Here is an 18,418-nt window from a genome sequence, read left to right as displayed (position 1 = left end):
AGGCTCAGTTGTCCGCCACGAAGGAGCCCGGCACATCCCGCAGGATGCGATCGCGCTCGCTCTCCGACTTCCCGGCCAGGAACGACTCGATGTCCTCGATGTTGTCCATGCCGGCGGCAGCGTCAGCGGTCGATCGGGAGGTCGGGTCAGCTGCAGCCGGTACCGTGCTCAGTGTGGCCGGCACATCACCCAGCGGCGCGCTACGGTCCGGCTTCGTCGGGGGCGGCGCCACGGGGGGCGCGGTCGCGGCAGCTGATGCCGGCAGCAGACCCTCGGCCGCCAGCAGATCGCGCGCGCCGGCCAGGATGTCCCAGTCGGTGAGCTGTCGGCCAGCGGCTGCGGCTTCGTTGACCACCGACTGCATCGCCTGCTCCCATGCAGCGAAGCGGATCGGGCTTGCGGCGATCGCGGCATTCTCCGGTCGGGAGAGGAACTGGCGCTGCAGGTACGCCCAGGACTGGTCGGCATTCTGCTGGCTGAGCTGCTGCTGCAGGGCGGCGATGTCCTGGGCGCGCTCGACGCGGCCGCGCTCGTCGCGCAGATCCTCGTACTGCTGCTCATACACCTCATCCTCGACGTCGCCGGCCTTGTACTTCTCCTTCAGGGCCTGCAGCTTGCCGTTGATCTCGCCGATCTCCTTGCCATAGTCGCGCTCGTCGGCCGCGTAGGTCGGCACGAAGGGCGTGGCCGGCGGCGGCTCGGACGTTGCTGGCGGCGCATGGGCCGTCCCATCTGCAGCAACTGCCGCGGCAGCGGCGGCCGCTGCATCAGGCTGTGCCGCACCGTCCGCCGGAGCGCCCGCCGCTGGCGCAGCTGAGCCTTCGGCCGGCGGCGTGGCAGTCGCGGTGGCGGTGGCGGCTGCCGACGCATCGGTGGTGCCAGTAGCTGCAGCGGCATCGCCAGGGGCGGCACCATCAGCGCTGGCCAGCGCAGCGCGCTCACCCTCGGTCATTTCCAGTTCGTTCGCGGCCAGCGAATGCTGGCCCGCGTTGTCAGGCTGCTGCATGAGCGGTTTCCTCGGGGGTCTGTTGGGTGCTCAGGAGGCGGTCTGCCGCCGGAGCGAGGGGGAGCAGGATCTCGATCAGCTCGGCAACGTTGAGCGCGTCACCCTTGGTCTTGATCTGCAATGCCTTGGCCTTGGCCATGATCTCTTCGCGCTTGGCCTCGTCCAGTCCGACCTTGGCCATGCGCTCGCGCAGGGCGACCTCGCGGTCCTGGGCTTCCTGCTGCTGACGCGCCTGCGCCTCGGGGCTCTCGACGTCCTGGTCGTTGTCCGATTGGCCGGTGATCTTGCGGATGCGCTGCACCACCTCGTCCTTGCCCGGCATATCGATCATGTCGAAGGCCAGGTCCAGCAGCTGGATGGACATCTCCGGTGGCAGCTTGCCCAGCATGTCGAAGAACTGCTCGGCGAAGGCCTGGCGCATGGACTCGCGGAAGTCCTGCTGGTCGACGATGAAGTCGGCCTGGTTGCGGCTGATGTCGTTGTCGACCACCCAAACGTTGTTGAGCGTGTCCAGGCGCAGCTGGTTGATGACCCGCCAGTCCAGACCCTTGCGCTCGCCAACGATCCGGAACTGCCGTTCCTCGGTCATGAACTGCTCGGTGAGCGACAGCTGCTTCTCGCCGCTGAGCTGGATGCCCAGACGGTAGTTGTCGAACAGTTCCGCCGTACTCACGGCGCCTTCCTGCTGCTTGGCCAGGATCGCCCGGCCACTGGCCGCGTTGGTCTCGCGTCCCAGGAGCTCGCGGTTCACGCCGGTGCCGTCATGGATGTGCGCCGCATCGAGCTCCAGCAGCTTGATCTGCGCCTCTGCCACGTCGAGGTTGCGCTCCACCTTGATCCTGCCCAGTCCGTTGTTCTTAAGCGGGATAACGCCATTGGGCTTGGCGATCTCGCGCTTCACTTCCTCGATGCGGTCCTCATCGATGGCGCCGTCCTCGTAGAACAGCTGATTGGTGCTCAGGGCCCAAAGCAGCTTGCTCATGCGCTTGTTCAGGTCTTCCTGCGAGTCGCGCACGCCGCGGACCAGGCCGTACTCCATCCCGTCGCGATTGCGGCGATAGCACCAGTACGGCGTGTAGGGGAACCGCCCGTGTCGGAAGGGGCTGCGTTTGAGCTGCAGAAGGCCGCCTTCGGTGAAGATCGCGCACCACATTTCCTCGACCACCGCGTCGGACAGCGAGTACACCGGGGAGGCCTCGCTCTTCATCGCCGCCAGCGCTACCTGGTGCTTCACGTTGTTGGGATCGAAGCGATCACCACGGAACTCGCCGCCCCAGAGCCGCTTGTGGGCGACCGGGCGCTTGAACCAACACTCGATCAGGCGGACCCGCAGTCGACAGCGGCTGTCCAGCGAGGCCCTGCCGGTAATGCGCCGGCCGGTCACGGTGTGACCGCGGCTGTCGTAGCGACGGAAGACCTGGGGGAGATCCAGCTCTTCGTCGAAGGCACCATTGTCGCCGTCGTAGTGGTCCTGTGCAGCGCGGTTCACCAGCTCGATGCGGTCCGGGAACATCGCCTCCGCATAGTCCAGATCGGCGAACTTCTCCCGCAGCAGGAAGCGACAGTCGCTCAGATCCAGCGCGCGGCTGACCGGGTCCCGGCGCATCTGCCGCCAGGGAATGTGGCCCACCATCACCGGCTCGTCTGCGCGGTCGGTCCGGATGGCCTCTTCGGTCCAGCCGCAGCCCGCGATCGCGGCATCCTTGAATGCCTGGCTGCGCGCCCACGGCACGCGGTTGGTGTCGCTGAGGTACTTCATCAGCTCCGACTTCACCGCGGCGATGTCGACGTCATCCTCGGCCCGCGGATGCACGACGCCATCGATGCGGGTGCGGCGCTCGGTGCCGATGACCCAGTCGATGGCCATCTTGATCTTGTTGTAGGTCAGCGGCGCCTGGTGGCGGGCCGCCAGCACCGCACGGTCTTCCTCTGACCACTGGATGTGGTCGTAGAAGTCGTAGTCGAGCATCTGCTCGATGCGGTTGTCGTAGAACGCATCGAGGGCCGTGTACCAGTAGTCCAGCACCTTCGCATGAAGACGGCGGTTCTCCAGACTGTCCAGCGGGTGGCCTTCCACGTCGGGCGGCGCCGCGGTGGCCACGTCGGCAGCACCTGGGTCGTAGGCCGGCTCGCTGCGCAAGTTCTCGATCGTCTGCATCAGTTCACCTTCTGCCCATTGATCTTGATCTGGATCCCCATCCGCGCCATCTCGCCGAGCCATTGCTCCCGGGTCTGCTCCGCCGGCGGGCGCAGGTTCTTCACGTCGTCGCAGAACTCGAGGATGGCGTCATGGATGCGGTGGCGGTAGGCCGGGACGTCCAAGCCGTAGAGGGCAACCGAGGCGTTCTGCAGGCGAGCAACCATGTCGCCGATGGTGTGGTGGCGACCACGGTCCTTGTCCTCCGGACGGAAGATCCAGAAGTCGCGGAACGGCACCACATAGGCTGGGCTGCCGTAAGCGATCATCCCGGTAATCGGGTTCATTCCTTCGACCCGGCGGTTCTCGTTGCGGATGTAGAGCGCTGCATCGTCGTCGCCATCGCGCACGATGTGGGTCAGGTACAGGGTCAGATCCCCCTTCTTGCCACACCACACGAAGCCATCCGGGGCGAGCTCGACCTCGGCGCTCATGCCTCAGCTCCCAGCAGCCCCAACGCGGCATTCAGCTCTTCCACCACCGCAGCTGCAGCCTGATCCGGTGACAGGACGTGGTCCTCTACCAGGGTGCCGTGGTTCTCGCCCCCCGGCAGGTAGCGTGCGTAGGCGCGGGCCTGCTGCAAATGGATGGCCAGCAGCTGGACCGTGGTCTCGTCCACGTCAGTTCGCCTTCCTGGTGAGATCCGACTCGATCCGTGCGGCGATCGCCGGATGGATCACGGCAATGTCCTGGGCGATGCGCTGCAGGACGGTCCTGGCGGTGAGCTCGCTCAGCTCGTGGCTGCCACGGTAGTCGACCATGGTGTCGCCCTCCGGCGATCGCAACATGAAAGCAACGCTTACCAGTTGCCCTTCATCTGCTGCGGCCACCAGCATCGACAGCAGGTCGACCAGTTCGACCGAGGTAGGCGTGTTCCGCTCGCGCGGGGAAACGTTCATGCAGTTCTCCAGTTGTCGTTGGCCATTCCGCGCGACTCGCCGACACGGCGGCCGCTGCTGCTGACATAGCCCTGGGCCGCCTGCCGGAAGGCGTCGGCAGGATTGCTGGCCCAGTTGTGGAATGGGAGGTCGGAATACGTTTCGGTCTTCTCGTTCCAGACCTTGGTGTAGCGCCGCAGGGCTTCCAGCCCTCCGCGGCCCTCGCCTGCCTTGGGTGGGCCGCACCGGACCCTGTCGAACCGGCAGCGCGGCAGCATGTTGCGCACCATGTCGATGCCCTCGGTGATGTCGTTGATCCGGGGCACCACGACAACCGGCTTGACCCCCAACTTGGCGGCGACCTGCACGCGGTTCTCGTTGGCCGACCAGTCCTCGTTGGCACCGTCGTGCGGCCAGTAATGCTTGCCGTACAGGTAGCCCCGCTCCTTCAGCACTTTGGCGTAGTGCGCAACGCCGAAGCCAGAGTTCTCGTAGAAGTCGACGAAATCCAGCCAGGGGCCGTTCTCCTGCATGAACCAGATGCTCGTCGCATCGCTGCGCCCGATGTCCCAGAAGGTGTGAATGGGCACCTGCGGGTTGATCGGAAGATCGGTGATCCGCCCGCTGCTGTCGGCGGCGGCCATTTCCTTGCCGTAATACGCACCCTCGGTGCTCGCCTGGAAGGCCTCCTCCGGCGTGCTGGGGTGCTCCCGCTTCATCTTGTCGCGCTGCTCGGCCGCCTTCTTGACGTACCAGGCCTTCTGCTCAGGCCGCAGCGTGTAGTTCATCTCCGCCTCGACCTTGGCGAAGTAGGCCTCGTCCTCAGCGGTGAGCGTGACGCCGTCCGGATCGAGCTCGTTAATGGGATCCCGGAACCACGGATAGAAGTGGAAGCGGTAGTCCATCGCCGTCAGCTTGGCCGTGCCGGCGCGGATCTGCCGGTCCAGCTCAATCGCCGTCTGGCAACGCTCGTAGAAGTCGCCGGCGGCGCCATAGGCGGTCGACTCGATCACCACGATGTTGCCAGAGGCGATCGCGTTCAGTGCGCCCGAAGCCACCTCCCCGGCCCGCTCCGGGTACATGGCGCACATTGGCCCGTACTCGGAGATATGCAGAAAGGTCAGCGTGCCGCCGCGATGTGACACCGACACTTCGATGCTCGAGCCGTTGGCCAGCTCCAGCACGCCGTCGCGCATGTCCCGACGGACTGCCGGCCGGATGTTCTTCAGCCAGTCCGGGAGGTTGTCGTACGCGTACAGCACCTTGCTGCGGAAGAACTTGGCGGCGTCGCCGGCGGTGTGGGCGACCACACCGGCCTTGGTGTTCTTCTTGAACAGCGCCATGTCCAGGGCGCGGATACAGGCCCAGGTCGTGATGCCGTGCTGTCGCGACTTCAGTGCCAGGTTCAACGTGTGCAGGTTGTCATCAAGGTCGGCCTGCACCTCATTCAGCTTGAACTGCACCCGTCGGCCGAACTTGTCGGTGATGTAGTACAGGTTGTTCAGCCGCCACCACCGATCCCCCAGCTTCTCAATGATCCTGCTGGCGTCCTGGTCGCTCAGTTCTTCCACGGCCTACTTGCTCCGTGACGCCGACGGCCCGGGGCCCGTATCGGATCCGTCGATCAGATCCATCACGTCGCCCAGGATCCGTGTCTGGGTTTCGATCGGTCCGCCATCCTTGCCGGTGTGCTCGACCTTCTTGGCGAACATCCCGAAGTGCGTGCCGAGGGTCTTCACAGCGTCCAGACGGCTCACCAGCTTGATCTTCTTGGTCAGGCCGACCGCACGGCGTTCGTCGCCGCGCCCTTCCCACTCTTCGAACACTTCAACGCCCTGGACGAGGCTGGCCTCTTCGACCGTGAGCTCACTCATCGGCTTGAGGTTGCCGTGCTGGTCGAACAGGGTTCGGATGTCGCCCAGCGCCATGAAAGCCAGCCGGGCCAAAACCGCCTCCTGATCGACCCGCTGAGACAGCAGCAGCTCTTCCTTCCGGCCGGCCAGGTAGGCCTGCACCTTGGCGTTGGCCAGCAGCCTCGCGGCAGCGGCGCTGGCCGCGGCGCCGGTGGCCTTGTAACCGGCGCGCATGTAGGCGGCGGTGCCATTGAAGTCAACCAGGTACTCGTCCGCGAACCGCCGTTGCTGGTCCTGCAGGCCCGTCGCCGGGTCGATCTTTCCGGCCACTGGCTGGGTTCCTCTCAGATTGATCAAAGTTGAGCAGTGGGGCCGTCACCAGCCTCCAACGGGAGCTCTACACTCGTGGGCCATGGGAACGCTTCAGGCTGCGGAAGAAGCGGACGCACCTGCTCCCAAGTCTCGATGCCGGCAGGCGGATTCAACACCAGGGTTTCAAGGGCCTGATTTACTGCATCGCGCCAGGCTACCAGTGCACGGGCCTCCAGACGGTACCGCTCAACACCGCTATTGAAGTAGCCCACGCACGTCTCGATGCTGTCGTACTGACGGGCGTTCACCTCGGCAGTCATCCAAGCCCAGGCGGCCGCACGAATTGCGCGGTAGTGCTCGGGCGAGTGAAGCTCGTATGGTGGCGGTACCGGAAGCGGCGCATTCCCTTCGTCTAGCCACTTGGTGGGCCAAAGGTAGTGGTCGCGGGGGATGAACGCTCCAGTCTCGATGCAGTAAAGAATATCTGGACTATCGGTGAGCCGGTACACGTCAAATCTCCGCGTCTGCCGTCCAATGGAACCAGCCGCCGAATTTACCTGATGAGTTGCCCCAGGCTACCTGCATCCCCGACGAACCTACGTTCTCGACGGTGGCTGGAACGAGAGATCCATCGTTCTGCGCAACGTTGCCAGGACTTCCGCCGGTACTGTTTGCCGGGTAGACAACGATGGAAGGTACGCTACGCTTCCGCTGCGTGAAACGGACGGTGGCCCAACACGTCGAGGCGAGAACACCTGACATTGCGTGCGCTTCACGGCCAGGATTTACGGCAGCGCCAGGGGCGGAGCTCAGGTCGTAGCTCTTTTCGTAGTAGCGCTGACAAAGCATCATCTCCACGGCCGGCAGCCGGCGTTGGAACGGCGTAGCAGCTGCACGTTCAATTTGCACCTGAGCGAAATGCACATCACCCGTCTGCGGCCCGAGAGACGCATTCCTCGCGTTGAAGTCAGAACCACCTGACGCCCAAAGCGTGAGAATTAGATACCCCGTGTGAGTGGTTCCTAGGGTTTTCCCAGAAATAGATGGTATCTGCACGGCGTGGGTAATAGCGTTCACGCCTGCTGCAAGCGTATACGTTGCGGCTCCAATACCAGACGTGCTTGGCGAGCCGCCACTGCCGCCGAAATTCTGTCCAAACTCTACAGCGATCTTCCGCCCAGCTGCTCCGGCATTGAATACCAGGAAGGTAACGACCACGGTGTTACCTGCGAAGGTACGCACGTCCTCAATGCGCTGCTCAAGCACTACGTAGTGGCTTGCGGACGCACTGCCGGTATAGCTAACCCACGCCCAGTTGGGGCATAGGGTGTTGTAAGCACCGAGCGGAATCGGGTTCTGGCGAAGAAACGGTGACGTGACGCCACCACCGGCATTGAAGTACCAACGATCGGCGCTGTATCCAGATGCGCCGAATTCCGTACCGCGCTGCCACATGCTGAAGTCGCCGTTGATCGCAACGCTGCGCCCAAGCAGAGACGGCATAAGCGCCGTGTCGAGCGTATCTCCAACAGGAAATTCTGCGATGCGCGCCAGCGGCTGATCGAGGTAGAGAGGTGTGCGGGTAGCCATCAGGTGGTTGCCTGCACGTCGAATGTGCCCCCGGCCCTGAGCCCAATGGTGAGCGTGAACGTGGTCGACAGCGGCAAGGAAGCAATGCCGCCGCTACGCAGACCAACGGGCAGATAGAGCGGAACACCTATCAGGATGTCGCCGGCAGGAAGCTCGCTGGTGCGATTGCTCGCGTCAAGGACAAGCGCACGACGTGCTGCCATCTCAGGCTCGAACCACCGGATTGCCGATCTCGGCGTTGATCTCGCCCACGTCGGTGGCCACGCCCAGGATCTGCAGAATGTGGCCAGCCGTGGCGGTGCCTGACGCCAGCGGCACGACACCGCCCGGGGAGGTGTGGCTCAGCACGTAGGTCGCGCCAGGCGTGAGGCCCGAAAGCGAGCTGTTCGGCCCTTCGAAGTACACGGTGGCATCGCTGCCGATGGTGCCGACGCCGGCGCGCACGAAGCCATGGGCACGCTTGCCGGCGTTGGCGGCGCTGGCATCGGCCTTGCGCACCTTGGCCGTGCCGGCGTCGTCCCAGATGTTCACGTAGTCGCCGGCCGCCAGCACCTCGCTGGCCGGATAGATCTTGGTGTCCGCGCCAATGCCGGCCGGCAGCAGCGAGTCGTCGAAGCGGCCATCAGGGCCGAGTGCCGCAATCTTGCCGGCGTCGGCGGCGCCAGCTGACGCGGTGACGCCTTCGACCTCGGTGGTGATGTTGTTCTTGAGCTGGAGGGTCTTGTCAGCCATGGGATCAGATCCGTGCGATGGGTGTATCGAAGTCGATCATCAGGGTGGTGGCGTTGAGCGCGCGGCCGACGCACAGCAGCCAGCCGGTATCGCCCGGGCTCTGGGTCAGAGCGCCATCTGCTCCGCACCACACCGCGCCGTCGTGCCAGGTCCAGCTGCCCTCCTCGACAGTGCCGGCCAGGCGCACCGTCACATCTCCGGTGTTCGCCGACTGCAGGGCGATCCCGACGCAGGCCTGCGCGTGTTCCAGCACTCCCGTGTCGGGGTGGTAGGCCTTACCACCTTCGAGCCGGACCACGCGGTGGCCATGGATCGACTGGCCGACCGGGTATGTGGCTTCCGGCGACGTGCCGTCGCGGCCGGCCGGTCCTGCTGGGCCCTGCGCGCCGCGCGCTGCGACCTCTACCGTCCGGGTGTCCGCCTGGATCGCCTCGACCTTGATGGGCTTCGATGCTGCAACGACGGGCGTTCTGGGGTCGCGAATCGCGACGGCGCTGCGGCGTTCGACCACAATCACGCGGGCCGCACCTTCAGTGGCTCGGATAACGGGCATCAGCGCGTGGTCTCGCCCTGTACGGTGACCTTGCCTGCCACCAGCGGGATCACGTATTCGGGATCCGCACCTGCCGGCTTGAACAGCTCCAGGCTGTAGCAATGCTTCACCTTCCGCTCGTTGCCAGGGTTCAGGACCTCGGTGGCAGCGGCCGACACTGTGATCGATACGACGCCCTCCACAGGATCGCCAATGACCAGCGACCCGGCGTCGGTGGTGAGCTCCATCACCAACGTGTCGGCCTGGGTCAGCCCGAACTGGCCCGCCAGCGTCCGCACCTGCATCCGCGCCTGGTAGCCGGTCAGGTCGAACGGGCTCCCATCCGGATTGGTGTAGGTGAAGTCGTCCTCCCAGGTCGCACCGCGCACGACCGTGAGGCTGAAGCTGGCGGGTGTCCGGCTCACAGAGTCAGCTGAGCATGCAGCTCGGTGATGATGTCCAGGGTGGCTGCCGCAGAGTCGCGCCGCTGGAACAGGTCTTCGAGCAACGGCGAGACACCGAGTGCACGGCCCGTGGACGGTGCGGCATCCGCTTTGCTTGCGACCAGCACCGGTGCGAGGCGAAGTGCCAGCTGCTCGACGGCGATATGCAGCTCCTGCTGAGTTCGCGCCAGGTCCTTCACGGCGGATTCGATCGGGGTCTGCGGGTCCGCCAGTGGACTTGTACCGGCTTGCTGGTTCGACATGCTGCTCTCCTATGGCGCCGGGATGGCGCTCAAAGCTGGATTACGTTCTTGGCGTCGAGCCGGCGCAGGCACTGTTCGCAGGCCTTACGTCGCACGTCGCAGGTGCGGAGCTTGTCGGCCAACTGGCCGACCACGTCCCCGCCGATGTTGTCCCAGGCGTCCGCGGCAGCAGGATCGGCCGTCACACGCACGCCGGTGTCTTCGCCGGCATCGACGCACGGGCGGAAGCACATCGCGTCGCACTGCGCCGGCACACGCTGCAGGTGCTGCGTGCAGCCGGCCAGCAGCATCAGTGCCGCGATCGGGAGAGCCTGGCGCAGCTGCATGGTGTCAGCGCTGCGGCCAATGCCAGCGACCCGGGTGGCTGCCGGATTCCTCGCTGGCCTCGTCCCGGCTGGTGACCCACAGCACGTCGTTGCCGTCCAGGAACACTTGGGCGTTGATCTGGCCGTTCGGCTGTACCGCAACGATCATGGCCGGCAGCACGTCGCCAGCGGCGACCTTGTTGCCGATGTGTGCCTGGGCGCCGACGGGCCAGGCGTCTTCCAGCAGCCGCTCCTGGATGGACGGGCCATCGGTCCTGCGTGCGTTGATACGGGTCGCGTCGGTATCGCTCAGGGCGTAGTGGATGATCCGTCCGATCGAGGGTTTCTGGGTCACTTCGCAGTCCTGCTGGTCGGCCCGAGGGCCTGGTTGATGGCGTCGACCCGGGCCTGACCCGGGGCGCAGTTGGCTGGCAGCGGCTGCGCTGCAGCTGCTGCTCGATAGATGGTTCGGGTTCGCTCTCCGCGCGCGGCGATCGCCTCCAGGCGCTGCAGCAGCTGGCCACTGTCGGACTGGGCTTGACGTGCGATTTCTGCCGTCACCTCAAGGGTGTCCGCGAGAGTGGCCGCCCGTGATGCAGCTGCAGCCTCACGGCGATCGCCGTACTGCCTGACGTTGAGCCAGAGCGACAGGGTCAGCAGGCCGGTCAGGATGGCAACCCACTTCCAGGCTGCCCACCAGGCAGAGACGGCCGCCCTGGTGATCACTGCAAGCGGCCTTGGCAGGTGGCCATTTCCCACTGCCGGCGATCGATGATGCCGCCGCACTTCGCACTCCACTGTGGCAGTGCGCAGTCGCGTTTCGCGCCGCCGATCGTGACGTAACGCCACTTCCACATTTCGGCGCATGCAGCCTGGCGCTCGCCGGCGTTGAGTCGCCGCGCCGCTGTGCTGGCGCAGAAAGCCGGCGTGCCGATGTTGTAGGCGAAGTGGCCCCAGGCCTTGATCTCGTGGAACTCGAACTCGCCGCGGACGCACTGCCCCATGTGGCCCAGCATGGTCTGCACGTAGGTCGTTTCCAGCCTGGTGCACTCGGCGTCGGTGTACCTCTTGCCCTTCACGACTGCCGGGCCCGTGATGCCGGCGCAGACAGTCAGGATGCCGGCCGAGTCGTAGTACGGGGTGTAGCGCCGCCCTTCATGAGCCGAGTCGTTCGTGCCCAAGGCGGCGACCAAGGCACCGATCAGCGCCAGCGGTGCTGCGGCGAAGCCGACGCGTTGCTTGGTGCTGAGCTTGGCGTCAGCCACGGCGGCGGATCCACGCCCAGAGTCGCCTGGCGTTGCCCATGCGAGCGGTCCACCAGGCCGACCAGTCACCCCAGTTCTTCACCATGACGGTGAACGTCTGGACGATGGTGAAGATGATCGTGCCGATCAGCGCCCAGTCGCTCAGGGTGTAGCCCGGCGAGTAGGTCGCAGCGGTGACGCTCACGGCCGCCCCGATCTTCGAACCTGCGACCGCCAGGTCCGTTGTGATCTGCTCTTTGATGCTCACCGCGGTTCCCCCAATGAAAGGAGGCCGGCATGCCCACCACTACCGCGGTTGCAAGGTCGCGCGGACACCAGCGGCGCGTCTCACGACGGCCTATGTGCTGGCTTGAGTGGTGGCCATGACTACCGGCCGTTTGGTAGCGGGAGGTGGATTCGAACCACCGACCTCGTGGTTATGAGCCACGCGAGCTGCCGGACTGCTCTACCCCGCAAACAAGAAGGCCGCTGATCAACCAGCGGACTCCCACGTCCTGGTCAACCAACGGCCTTTGAACTGAGGCGCCCATAAGAACGCCCACTGTAGGAATTCAAACCTACTTTCGGTTCCCGAGGCAACTGCGGTTCCTCATGAGGAAGAAATCTTCCTCATGAGGAACAAGTGAGGTCAGCTATGTGAACGTCTTGCCTGCTGCTAGTCAGTCTCCGAAGTCCGGCGTGTAGGCGTACGAAGGCTGTTGATAGAGCCAGCTGGCGTCGAACGTGAATCCTTCTTCTTTGCCCTGATTGATTGGGTACATCGTGTCATGGACAGCTGCGAGCAGCGCATCAAGGATCGTGTTCGCTCCGTCATTACCAGGGTATGGATGCTGCATGTTAGGTGCCTTGGCATGGACGCTACGAGCCATGCGGTACCTATTTGTAGAGATCTTTGAGGGCCAGATTTTCACGCGCAGATCAAACTGCGCCCCGCCACCAGCATTCAGCCTCAGAACGTATTCCCAGGCCACACGACCCTTGGTGATTCCAGCCTTCGAATCGAGATCTGTTTCGATGAAGCTCGCAGCGGCTCGAAGCGCCTCTTCGGCCGTCACAATGTTCCCGCTCAAGTCAAAAAACTGTCCCGTCACTGCTGCTCCTTTTCCCGGCCGAGATGGCCCTAACAAACCTTAACAAATGTGATAATCCCGGCCAATACAGGGAGGGTGTTGCAATGGTTGAGACCGTACTAGGCTTGACAGATCTACAGATCAAGTTGGTCACTGCAGCGGGGCAGCTGGCGCTGGCCGCGATGGTTGCGTATGTGGCATGGCAGCAGTGGCGCACGGCGCGCAACAAGCTCAAGGCAGACCTCTTTGATCGTCGTTTGGCTCTGATGAAATCACTGCAGGCATGCGCCGACAAAACGTATCTCGACAATCTCACCGATGCAGAGCTGGCGGCACTACCAGGGCTGGCGAAAGAGGCTGGGTATCTTTTCGGGAAGCCGGTGCGTACCGCTGCCTATGGGCTAAGTGAGGCGCTGCATGCGCGACACCGAAGCAAAGTGGCAATCGTCGAGGCCAGGGCTCTGCTCCGCACTCAGTGGGACGCTCTCGGTTTCATGTCAGCATTGCCACATGATCGGATAAGCAATGAGGTCGAGCTCCTTGAGACGCGAATTGCTGAGACAGAGTCTAGGATCAAGGCACACGAGAATGAACTGATCACCACCACAGGCGCGCTTTCGGGGTTGCTAATCACGCTGCAGATTGCGGCCTCTGATGCGCTTACGTTGAAGCATTAACTGCTAGGGATGCCGGCCAGCTGCATCGCACTCTTCCGCGCGGTCACGCAAGGGCTGACCGAACCACAGCGCCTTCCGAAACCCCTTCCTGCCACCGTGAAGCGCTTCATGCAGGACTGCACTGGCACACTTGTGCGCCTTGATGTAGTTGCCCTTGCGCATCTTCGCGGACTTGGCCAAGCCGGCGAACGGCTGCCGCCGTTCTGGCCAAACCAGTTCATGGGCTGCGTCATAGATCACCAGGCGAAGGCGCCACCGATCGGCCGGCTTTCCGAGATCCAGCGGCCGCGGGCGCATTGCGCGCACGTCCTTGGCCACCTGCCGGTAGGCAGCAAGGGATAGCCTAGCGATCGCCGCTGGGCCCATGCGCGTCGCCACCGCGAGGGCGGTGTGCTTCTCGAGTGGGTTGCGCATGTAGCCGACCGCGCCGGCGATGTCGCTGCTCCCCAGCGGCGCCAATGTGCTGCGCCCCTCAACTGGCATGCGGTAGCTCCCGCCGACCAGCAGTCGCGACAGCAGCTCCAGGACGTCGCCCTTGCCCTCGTCGTCGAATCCATCCGGAGCTGCGCCCCGGCGCCGCTTGCCTGCACTGTCGTCGCCCGCCGTAGCAAGCACCGGCGCACGTCGACACCAGGCATCCAGCGCCGCGGCAAGAGCGCCGGCGGGATCCGGACCAACGAACACGGCTGAGGATGCCCCGCAGCTGCAGCACTGGATCTGTGCGCCCCTCGGGAACAGACCAGTCGGGGCGGTACCACAGCGGCCACACTGGACCGGCGCGCTGATGTCGAAGATGGCTCCACGTGGCCCGCAGTGCCGGCACTGGAGCTGTACCAGCTGCGACTCGCGGCCAGGCCAGCACACCCTCGCCTTGCCGTTGCAGTTGGCGCAGGAGGGGATCTTCTTCCCCTTGAGGAAAGCCACCTCGAGGTCGCGCGCGGCTGCGAGCGCGTTGGTACCGACTGCAGTTTCGTTCATGACGTCTGTTCCTGGGTCTTCTTTGCTGCCGCTGCAGCGCGCGCGGCGCGCGCCTGGGCCAGTACCTGAGCGTAGGCCTCGGGGTGCTGGTCCTCGAAAGCCGGGAGTCTCCCGCGCGCCCACATCCCCTCGCCCAGTTGCCTCAGCCACCCATCGGAAGCACAGAAGCGGCGCGGATCCACGCCATGGGCCCGGACACCCTTCGCCGTCGTGAAACCATCGAGCTCGAGATCGGCCAACACCTTGAGAGCGCCCACCTTCCAGGGAGTCAACTGCAGCGGCGCCGGCACGCCCGCGGCAACTTTCGGCACAAACTCAGGCAATTCACAGCGCTTGGTTGGGTTCCAGTCGAACCATGCTGTAGGTCCCCACTCGCGGAGATCGCCGGATGCGCGATCCCATGGGGCGGCCTGATGCAGGCCATGCCGATGCACCTCGCGCTGAACCTGCTGCCCAGGCTCCGTCTTCCAACGGGCAGTACAGCTGTCCGGGACCAGAACCTGCACGCCCAGCGCATCGAGCATCCGTGCAATGCCGTAGTTCGCCGCTGTCGTGCACGGAACCAGCACCGCCCTGAAGTCTGGCCCCCGCTGGTCGCCGTTGCTCCAGTGCGCCGGCAGGATCTGATCGGCCACTTTGGCGTTGAGCTGCAGCTTCGCCTCGATGCCGAGCTGATGCCCAGTCGCCTTCCACACAGCCAGAATGTCGAAGCCGGCTGTCTCGGGGTAGATCTCCCAGCCGCCGGCCTCGGTCAGACAGTCGATCAGGCACGTGCACAGGGCAGCCTCCGTCGGGAACCGCGCCTTGAGCTCTGCAGGCTTCATTGACCCTTCCTCGCGAAGGCCTTGGCCATGCCGTCGTACTTGACGATATCGGTGACCAGTTGGGAGTCCTGAGCGGCGCGAGCGGCCCGCTCAGCCTCGCAGGCCGGCACCGGCAGCGCGCGGAGATCTGCGAGCTTGGCTCGTGCCTGATGGACCTTGTCCTCGGCCCAGAGCGCCTTGGTCGCGAATGGCCGCTCCTTCGCGGGGCGGGCGACCTTGGGCGGCCCTGCCGTCGAACAACGGCGCTCGATCTCCCTCAGCAGATCGGTGGTGGCCACCGTACTGAGATCGACTCGGGTGCCCGCCGTGTGACCGCTGGATCTCCAGCCGCTCATGCCAGCAGCACCTTGATCGGATAGTGATGCTCAACTTCACGCTTCTTGATGCGGAATTCCTTCGTCTCCCGCCCCTTCACGTCCACGAAATCGACACTGCCGTCGCGCAGGAACACCAGGAAGTCCAGGACGTACTTGGTGCCGCCTGGCAGGTGCATGGGTACTTGGCGCAACCAGAAGTGCACCTCACCGGCTTGCTGCCGCAGCTTCAGCTGCTCGTAGTAGCGCGCCTCGCGTTTGGAGTCGAAGCGGATCCCGTCCACGGTGGTGATCACGTTGCCGTACTTCGGCCGCTTCTCCACTGGTGCGGGCTGGTGGTGCTCAACTGGCCCGCGATGGGGTACACCTTGGCCAGCCTTGTGCACCAGCTGCTGCATGCCCTGCGGCATGTCCTCGATGCGGTTGTAGCGAAGGCCCCGGTTACTCATTGGCCACCGTCCTGCGGCAGACCCAGCAACCGTGCAGCGCGCGCCTCGAACGCCTCCATCTGGCTCCGAACCCTGAGCTCGAATGCAGCATGTTCCTTGGTCACGTCCGCCAGCAGTGCGGCGCACTCGGCCTGCAGGAATGCTAGGCGCTGATCCATGGTGATCTGACGGAGCTGGGTGCCCTGCCCGGCCGCCATTGGGGCACCCACTGGTGCTGCTGCAATGCGTCCCGGTGCGGTTGGTTGAGACACCTGTGCGTGGCCAGCAGCGGCCGACCAGGTCGGCTCGGCGCGACCGTAGCGGCGATTGGCCTTGTCCTCGCCCTGGATGACCAGCTGCTCGCCGAGCATGCCGCGAAGGATGCCGGCGACCGCGGCCGGAGTGATGGCAGCGCATTCCCTGGGATGGCCCATGGCCAAGGCCAGGGTCGTCATGCCCTCGTGCACTTCCGAAGCGGTCATCGGCTCACTCGCCTGCTGCAGGGCGTACAGCACCTGTTGCCGGTGATAGATGCGCAGCTGGTCCTGGTCGATCATCGGTCCAATCCTGCTGCTGCCATCTTGCCCGTCGCCGGCGGGTGGTCGTCATTGCCGGACTCCGCGGCGCCGCTACCGAAGATCTCCGCTATCTCGCGCTCCGCACGGCGCAACGCTTCAGGGCTGGCCGCTACCGGTGGGTACGCCGCAGCCTGACCCAGCACGGCCACAGGCTCTTCCGGCAACCTCCCGCCACGCATCACGTATTCGCGGGCCTGGTCATAGGCCTCGCGCAACAGGCGATCGCTCTTGTCGGCGCTCGAGGTCCGGTACCGGTGGCCATCCAGGTACTGCCATACCAGGCGCGTGAACCCGTCTCGGCGGCCGGTGTCGTTGCGTACTGCAGCGAAACTCGGCACACCGAGGCAACGTAGACGGAATTCCGGCAGGGTCGGTGGCCACGGATCAGCCGAGGCGATGCTCGACCCCAGGCCGGCGGCCAGCTGCTCACCGGTGAGGCCGGCAAGGCCTTTTGCCCAGGTCGCCGCAGCGCCGCCGCTGGGATCCTCGCCGTAGGCGCTGGTCCAGCGGTAGCCATAGATCTCAGCCATGCGCACCCACAGCGTTCGCGTAGCCCGGGCCGTCAAGGGCGCCTGCTGCGCCGGCGGCTGCGTCTGCCTCTGCAGCGGCGTCACGGAGCTCGTCTTCTTCTGCTCGACGTCGGACTCGTTCGGCAGCAGAGCCTGAATTGTTGGCATGGTCGGTCCCCTCGGGTTTCGGTGTTACGGGCAGTGCCAGGCCTGCAGCCATCGTCTGGCGCAGGGAGCGGTTGAGGTCGTGGCCATCGGCCGTGAGCTGGCGGAATCGCGGCTGCAGCTCCAGCCAGCTGCTGATCGTCATCGGCTTTCCCAGCACACGGCGATGACGCACGAACCTGGCCAGGACTTGCGGGTCCAGACCCGCCGGCAAACGTGGGATGCCCATCAGCTCGCGATTGACCTCGTCGGCGGTGAGCTGCGGCATCGCCGCATCGTCGTCGCGCGCCTGCGCGTTTGACGATTCAATGACCTTTACTGACCTTTCATGACCTTTAGGGTCCGTCTCGCGGACCGGTTGAGTACGCGAGACGGACCGGTCAGGTCCGCCAGACGTACCGGTCGAGTTCGCGAGACGCACCGGTCGTTCTTGCGTACCGGTATCTCCCGCGTACCGGTCGGCGCCTTCAGTCTCTTCCGACCCGTCCGTGACGCGCACCGGTTCGGCATCCACACCGGTACTCGTGGCGGACCGGTCAACCCCTTCGCCGCTCTCGGACCGGTCCGTCTGGCGCACCGGTTTGGACGCGCGCCGCGGCTTCGATGCGAACACTTCGGGGTCCAGGCGGCCAAGGTTGAGGCTGTACCGGTTGCTGTACTTGGTGCCGCCGGCATCACTGCCGCCACGTCGAATGGTCAGCACCTGGTTGTCTTCCAGCCACGCGATCGCGCTGAGCAGTGCTGTCTTGCTCAGGCAGGTCTTCTCGATCAATGTGGTGAAGCCCGGGAAAGCCATTCCGAAGTCGTCTGCGTGCCACGCGATCGCCATCAGCACCGCCTTTGCGGGCGGCGGCATCTGCAGTGGCCAGCAGAGCTTCGTGATTTCGTTGCTCATTACGCAGGCCTATCCCGTTACGGGCAGCCCACCACGACGACGGGGTTTGCCCTGCCAGGCGCGCTCCATTCGTTGGGGCTGCTGAACTGCGCGCGACCCTGTCCATGGACGACACCCTGGCGCGGCTCCGGCGCGGGCGTGCTGAGGCGTTCTAACTGGCTCGCAACGCGCTCGGAGGCAGCCGCGCATTGCGCCTGCACGTCGAGCAGCTGCTGCATCAACGCCTGCCGGCGATGCTCGGTGGGAATGGGACGGACCTCATAGCCGAGATCTGCGGCCATGGCCAGGAAGAGCTGGTGCCGGCCAAAGCGGCGCATCAGCGCCCACAGCTCACCGATCTTGAAGAACTCGGCCTTGTTGGGGTTGAGGCAGCTGTTGAACTTGGCCACAGCGCTGGCCCAGTCCTTCAGCTTCTCCTGATCCCAGAAGCCGTTGTCCAGCAGGAACTGGATCATTTCATTGCGGGTATGGGCATCGACGTCGCAGGTGGCCTTCAGGGCCGCCAGGGCGTCCTGCAGCCAGGTTTCTTCGATCCAGGGCATGGGAGTCCTCGGGGTTTGGGCGGGTCCTCCGGCTGGCAGAATGGCGGTGCGACCCAACCCAA

At 64.9% G+C, this 18,418-nt stretch carries 29 protein-coding genes and 1 tRNA gene; 1 reads left to right on the top strand and 29 read right to left on the bottom strand.

Annotated features, from left to right (window positions below; genetic code table 11):
• Positions 1 to 4 precede the first annotated feature (4 nt).
• The 21 genes from QRO91_RS02435 to QRO91_RS02335 form a co-directional block, all read right to left on the bottom strand.
• Positions 5 to 1,006, bottom strand: a complete 1,002-nt coding sequence (locus tag QRO91_RS02435) for a hypothetical protein (RefSeq protein WP_049397789.1) — start codon at positions 1,004 to 1,006, stop codon at positions 5 to 7.
• Entirely contained in the window at positions 993 to 3,164 is a 2,172-nt protein-coding gene (locus QRO91_RS02430) for a hypothetical protein (protein ID WP_049406947.1), read from the bottom strand. Before QRO91_RS02430 ends, QRO91_RS02435 begins: the two co-directional genes overlap by 14 nt.
• Positions 3,164 to 3,637, bottom strand: a complete 474-nt coding sequence (locus QRO91_RS02425) for a hypothetical protein (RefSeq protein WP_012479893.1) — start codon at positions 3,635 to 3,637, stop codon at positions 3,164 to 3,166. The genes QRO91_RS02430 and QRO91_RS02425 overlap by 1 nt, the downstream gene beginning before the upstream one ends.
• Entirely contained in the window at positions 3,634 to 3,822 is a 189-nt protein-coding gene (locus QRO91_RS02420; protein ID WP_049406950.1) for a hypothetical protein, read from the bottom strand. Before QRO91_RS02420 ends, QRO91_RS02425 begins: the two co-directional genes overlap by 4 nt.
• Before the next feature lies 1 nt (position 3,823).
• On the bottom strand, positions 3,824 to 4,102 hold the full coding sequence (locus tag QRO91_RS02415) for a hypothetical protein (RefSeq protein WP_049397792.1): 279 nt from the start codon (positions 4,100 to 4,102) through the stop codon (positions 3,824 to 3,826).
• On the bottom strand, positions 4,099 to 5,652 hold the full coding sequence (locus QRO91_RS02410; RefSeq protein WP_049397793.1) for a DNA packaging protein: 1,554 nt from the start codon (positions 5,650 to 5,652) through the stop codon (positions 4,099 to 4,101). Before QRO91_RS02410 ends, QRO91_RS02415 begins: the two co-directional genes overlap by 4 nt.
• 3 nt (positions 5,653 to 5,655) lie before the next feature.
• The gene (locus QRO91_RS02405; RefSeq protein WP_005409200.1) at positions 5,656 to 6,264 is read right to left on the bottom strand and encodes a terminase small subunit; all 609 of its coding nucleotides are present in this window, start codon (positions 6,262 to 6,264) and stop codon (positions 5,656 to 5,658) included.
• A 23-nt stretch (positions 6,265 to 6,287) separates the two neighbouring features.
• Positions 6,288 to 6,755 (bottom strand): hypothetical protein, encoded by a 468-nt coding sequence (locus QRO91_RS02400; RefSeq protein WP_088610862.1) that lies wholly within the window; start codon positions 6,753 to 6,755, stop codon positions 6,288 to 6,290.
• Position 6,756: 1 nt separating this feature from the next.
• Complete coding sequence (locus QRO91_RS02395) at positions 6,757 to 7,836, bottom strand: hypothetical protein (RefSeq protein WP_151458192.1); 1,080 nt, start codon at positions 7,834 to 7,836, stop codon at positions 6,757 to 6,759.
• Entirely contained in the window at positions 7,836 to 8,039 is a 204-nt protein-coding gene (locus QRO91_RS02390) for a hypothetical protein (RefSeq protein WP_105609249.1), read from the bottom strand. The genes QRO91_RS02395 and QRO91_RS02390 overlap by 1 nt, the downstream gene beginning before the upstream one ends.
• 1 nt (position 8,040) lies before the next feature.
• The gene (locus QRO91_RS02385; protein ID WP_088470332.1) at positions 8,041 to 8,568 is read right to left on the bottom strand and encodes a hypothetical protein; all 528 of its coding nucleotides are present in this window, start codon (positions 8,566 to 8,568) and stop codon (positions 8,041 to 8,043) included.
• Positions 8,569 to 8,572: 4 nt separating this feature from the next.
• Positions 8,573 to 9,085 (bottom strand): hypothetical protein, encoded by a 513-nt coding sequence (locus QRO91_RS02380; protein ID WP_225792084.1) that lies wholly within the window; start codon positions 9,083 to 9,085, stop codon positions 8,573 to 8,575.
• A gap of 35 nt (positions 9,086 to 9,120) precedes the next feature.
• Entirely contained in the window at positions 9,121 to 9,525 is a 405-nt protein-coding gene (locus QRO91_RS02375) for a hypothetical protein (RefSeq protein WP_088470334.1), read from the bottom strand.
• A complete protein-coding gene (locus QRO91_RS02370; RefSeq protein ID WP_053451714.1) occupies positions 9,522 to 9,806 on the bottom strand; it encodes a hypothetical protein in 285 nt (94 codons plus the stop codon). The genes QRO91_RS02375 and QRO91_RS02370 overlap by 4 nt, the downstream gene beginning before the upstream one ends.
• A 29-nt stretch (positions 9,807 to 9,835) precedes the next feature.
• A complete protein-coding gene (locus QRO91_RS02365; protein ID WP_053451715.1) occupies positions 9,836 to 10,132 on the bottom strand; it encodes a hypothetical protein in 297 nt (98 codons plus the stop codon).
• Between the two features lie 4 nt (positions 10,133 to 10,136).
• On the bottom strand, positions 10,137 to 10,466 hold the full coding sequence (locus tag QRO91_RS02360; protein ID WP_053451716.1) for a hypothetical protein: 330 nt from the start codon (positions 10,464 to 10,466) through the stop codon (positions 10,137 to 10,139).
• Positions 10,463 to 10,837 carry a hypothetical protein gene (locus tag QRO91_RS02355; protein WP_049397801.1) on the bottom strand — a complete coding sequence of 125 codons (375 nt, stop codon included), beginning with the start codon at positions 10,835 to 10,837 and terminating at the stop codon, positions 10,463 to 10,465. Before QRO91_RS02355 ends, QRO91_RS02360 begins: the two co-directional genes overlap by 4 nt.
• A complete protein-coding gene (locus QRO91_RS02350; protein ID WP_049397802.1) occupies positions 10,834 to 11,376 on the bottom strand; it encodes a lysozyme in 543 nt (180 codons plus the stop codon). The genes QRO91_RS02355 and QRO91_RS02350 overlap by 4 nt, the downstream gene beginning before the upstream one ends.
• Complete coding sequence (locus QRO91_RS02345; protein WP_049397803.1) at positions 11,369 to 11,623, bottom strand: hypothetical protein; 255 nt, start codon at positions 11,621 to 11,623, stop codon at positions 11,369 to 11,371. Before QRO91_RS02345 ends, QRO91_RS02350 begins: the two co-directional genes overlap by 8 nt.
• Before the next feature lie 131 nt (positions 11,624 to 11,754).
• Positions 11,755 to 11,831: transfer RNA gene (locus tag QRO91_RS02340), tRNA-Met, on the bottom strand.
• A gap of 204 nt (positions 11,832 to 12,035) precedes the next feature.
• Positions 12,036 to 12,467 (bottom strand): hypothetical protein, encoded by a 432-nt coding sequence (locus QRO91_RS02335; protein WP_049397804.1) that lies wholly within the window; start codon positions 12,465 to 12,467, stop codon positions 12,036 to 12,038.
• A gap of 83 nt (positions 12,468 to 12,550) precedes the next feature.
• Here QRO91_RS02335 and QRO91_RS02330 point away from each other — a divergent pair, with 83 nt between their 5' ends.
• Positions 12,551 to 13,123 carry a hypothetical protein gene (locus tag QRO91_RS02330; RefSeq protein WP_049397805.1) on the top strand — a complete coding sequence of 191 codons (573 nt, stop codon included), beginning with the start codon at positions 12,551 to 12,553 and terminating at the stop codon, positions 13,121 to 13,123.
• A gap of 3 nt (positions 13,124 to 13,126) precedes the next feature.
• On the opposite strand, the gene QRO91_RS02325 is transcribed toward QRO91_RS02330, so the two are convergent.
• From QRO91_RS02325 to QRO91_RS02290, 8 genes are read right to left on the bottom strand one after another with little or no spacing between them, the layout of a single operon-like run.
• Entirely contained in the window at positions 13,127 to 14,101 is a 975-nt protein-coding gene (locus tag QRO91_RS02325; protein WP_049397806.1) for a hypothetical protein, read from the bottom strand.
• A complete protein-coding gene (locus QRO91_RS02320; RefSeq protein ID WP_049397807.1) occupies positions 14,098 to 14,925 on the bottom strand; it encodes a hypothetical protein in 828 nt (275 codons plus the stop codon). Before QRO91_RS02320 ends, QRO91_RS02325 begins: the two co-directional genes overlap by 4 nt.
• Positions 14,922 to 15,203, bottom strand: coding sequence for a hypothetical protein (locus QRO91_RS02315; RefSeq protein WP_225792085.1), 282 nt, complete (start codon positions 15,201 to 15,203; stop codon positions 14,922 to 14,924). Before QRO91_RS02315 ends, QRO91_RS02320 begins: the two co-directional genes overlap by 4 nt.
• A gap of 53 nt (positions 15,204 to 15,256) precedes the next feature.
• Complete coding sequence (locus QRO91_RS02310) at positions 15,257 to 15,688, bottom strand: DUF1064 domain-containing protein (protein ID WP_049397809.1); 432 nt, start codon at positions 15,686 to 15,688, stop codon at positions 15,257 to 15,259.
• Positions 15,685 to 16,224, bottom strand: coding sequence for a hypothetical protein (locus QRO91_RS02305; RefSeq protein ID WP_049397810.1), 540 nt, complete (start codon positions 16,222 to 16,224; stop codon positions 15,685 to 15,687). Before QRO91_RS02305 ends, QRO91_RS02310 begins: the two co-directional genes overlap by 4 nt.
• Complete coding sequence (locus QRO91_RS02300; RefSeq protein ID WP_049397811.1) at positions 16,221 to 16,775, bottom strand: hypothetical protein; 555 nt, start codon at positions 16,773 to 16,775, stop codon at positions 16,221 to 16,223. The genes QRO91_RS02305 and QRO91_RS02300 overlap by 4 nt, the downstream gene beginning before the upstream one ends.
• Positions 16,768 to 17,814 carry a helix-turn-helix domain-containing protein gene (locus QRO91_RS02295; RefSeq protein WP_049397812.1) on the bottom strand — a complete coding sequence of 349 codons (1,047 nt, stop codon included), beginning with the start codon at positions 17,812 to 17,814 and terminating at the stop codon, positions 16,768 to 16,770. The genes QRO91_RS02300 and QRO91_RS02295 overlap by 8 nt, the downstream gene beginning before the upstream one ends.
• A gap of 17 nt (positions 17,815 to 17,831) precedes the next feature.
• Positions 17,832 to 18,356: a phage regulatory CII family protein gene (locus QRO91_RS02290; RefSeq protein WP_049397813.1), complete on the bottom strand. Its 525-nt coding sequence runs from the start codon at positions 18,354 to 18,356 to the stop codon at positions 17,832 to 17,834.
• Positions 18,357 to 18,418: the final 62 nt, after the last annotated feature.

Source organism: Stenotrophomonas maltophilia group sp. Smal32 (assembly GCF_030237085.1).
GTDB classification, from domain to species: Bacteria; Pseudomonadota; Gammaproteobacteria; order Xanthomonadales; family Xanthomonadaceae; genus Stenotrophomonas; species Stenotrophomonas maltophilia_Q.
This window is presented reverse-complemented; position numbering and strand designations above follow the sequence as displayed.

Bases quoted from the DNA above. Each gene is read 5' to 3' on its own strand.
- QRO91_RS02325 (WP_049397806.1), bottom strand. From the start codon at position 14,101: ATGAACGAAACTGCAGTCGGTACCAACGCGCTCGCAGCCGCGCGCGAC.
- QRO91_RS02330 (WP_049397805.1), top strand. From the start codon at position 12,551: ATGGTTGAGACCGTACTAGGCTTGACAGATCTACAGATCAAGTTGGTC.
- QRO91_RS02390 (WP_105609249.1), bottom strand. From the start codon at position 8,039: ATGGCAGCACGTCGTGCGCTTGTCCTTGACGCGAGCAATCGCACCAGC.
- QRO91_RS02425 (WP_012479893.1), bottom strand. From the start codon at position 3,637: ATGAGCGCCGAGGTCGAGCTCGCCCCGGATGGCTTCGTGTGGTGTGGC.
- QRO91_RS02370 (WP_053451714.1), bottom strand. From the start codon at position 9,806: ATGTCGAACCAGCAAGCCGGTACAAGTCCACTGGCGGACCCGCAGACC.
- QRO91_RS02365 (WP_053451715.1), bottom strand. From the start codon at position 10,132: ATGCAGCTGCGCCAGGCTCTCCCGATCGCGGCACTGATGCTGCTGGCC.
- QRO91_RS02320 (WP_049397807.1), bottom strand. From the start codon at position 14,925: ATGAAGCCTGCAGAGCTCAAGGCGCGGTTCCCGACGGAGGCTGCCCTG.
- QRO91_RS02385 (WP_088470332.1), bottom strand. From the start codon at position 8,568: ATGGCTGACAAGACCCTCCAGCTCAAGAACAACATCACCACCGAGGTC.
- QRO91_RS02295 (WP_049397812.1), bottom strand. From the start codon at position 17,814: ATGAGCAACGAAATCACGAAGCTCTGCTGGCCACTGCAGATGCCGCCG.
- QRO91_RS02415 (WP_049397792.1), bottom strand. From the start codon at position 4,102: ATGAACGTTTCCCCGCGCGAGCGGAACACGCCTACCTCGGTCGAACTG.
- QRO91_RS02435 (WP_049397789.1), bottom strand. From the start codon at position 1,006: ATGCAGCAGCCTGACAACGCGGGCCAGCATTCGCTGGCCGCGAACGAA.
- QRO91_RS02300 (WP_049397811.1), bottom strand. From the start codon at position 16,775: ATGGCTGAGATCTATGGCTACCGCTGGACCAGCGCCTACGGCGAGGAT.
- QRO91_RS02290 (WP_049397813.1), bottom strand. From the start codon at position 18,356: ATGCCCTGGATCGAAGAAACCTGGCTGCAGGACGCCCTGGCGGCCCTG.
- QRO91_RS02305 (WP_049397810.1), bottom strand. From the start codon at position 16,224: ATGATCGACCAGGACCAGCTGCGCATCTATCACCGGCAACAGGTGCTG.
- QRO91_RS02430 (WP_049406947.1), bottom strand. From the start codon at position 3,164: ATGCAGACGATCGAGAACTTGCGCAGCGAGCCGGCCTACGACCCAGGT.
- QRO91_RS02395 (WP_151458192.1), bottom strand. From the start codon at position 7,836: ATGGCTACCCGCACACCTCTCTACCTCGATCAGCCGCTGGCGCGCATC.
- QRO91_RS02310 (WP_049397809.1), bottom strand. From the start codon at position 15,688: ATGAGTAACCGGGGCCTTCGCTACAACCGCATCGAGGACATGCCGCAG.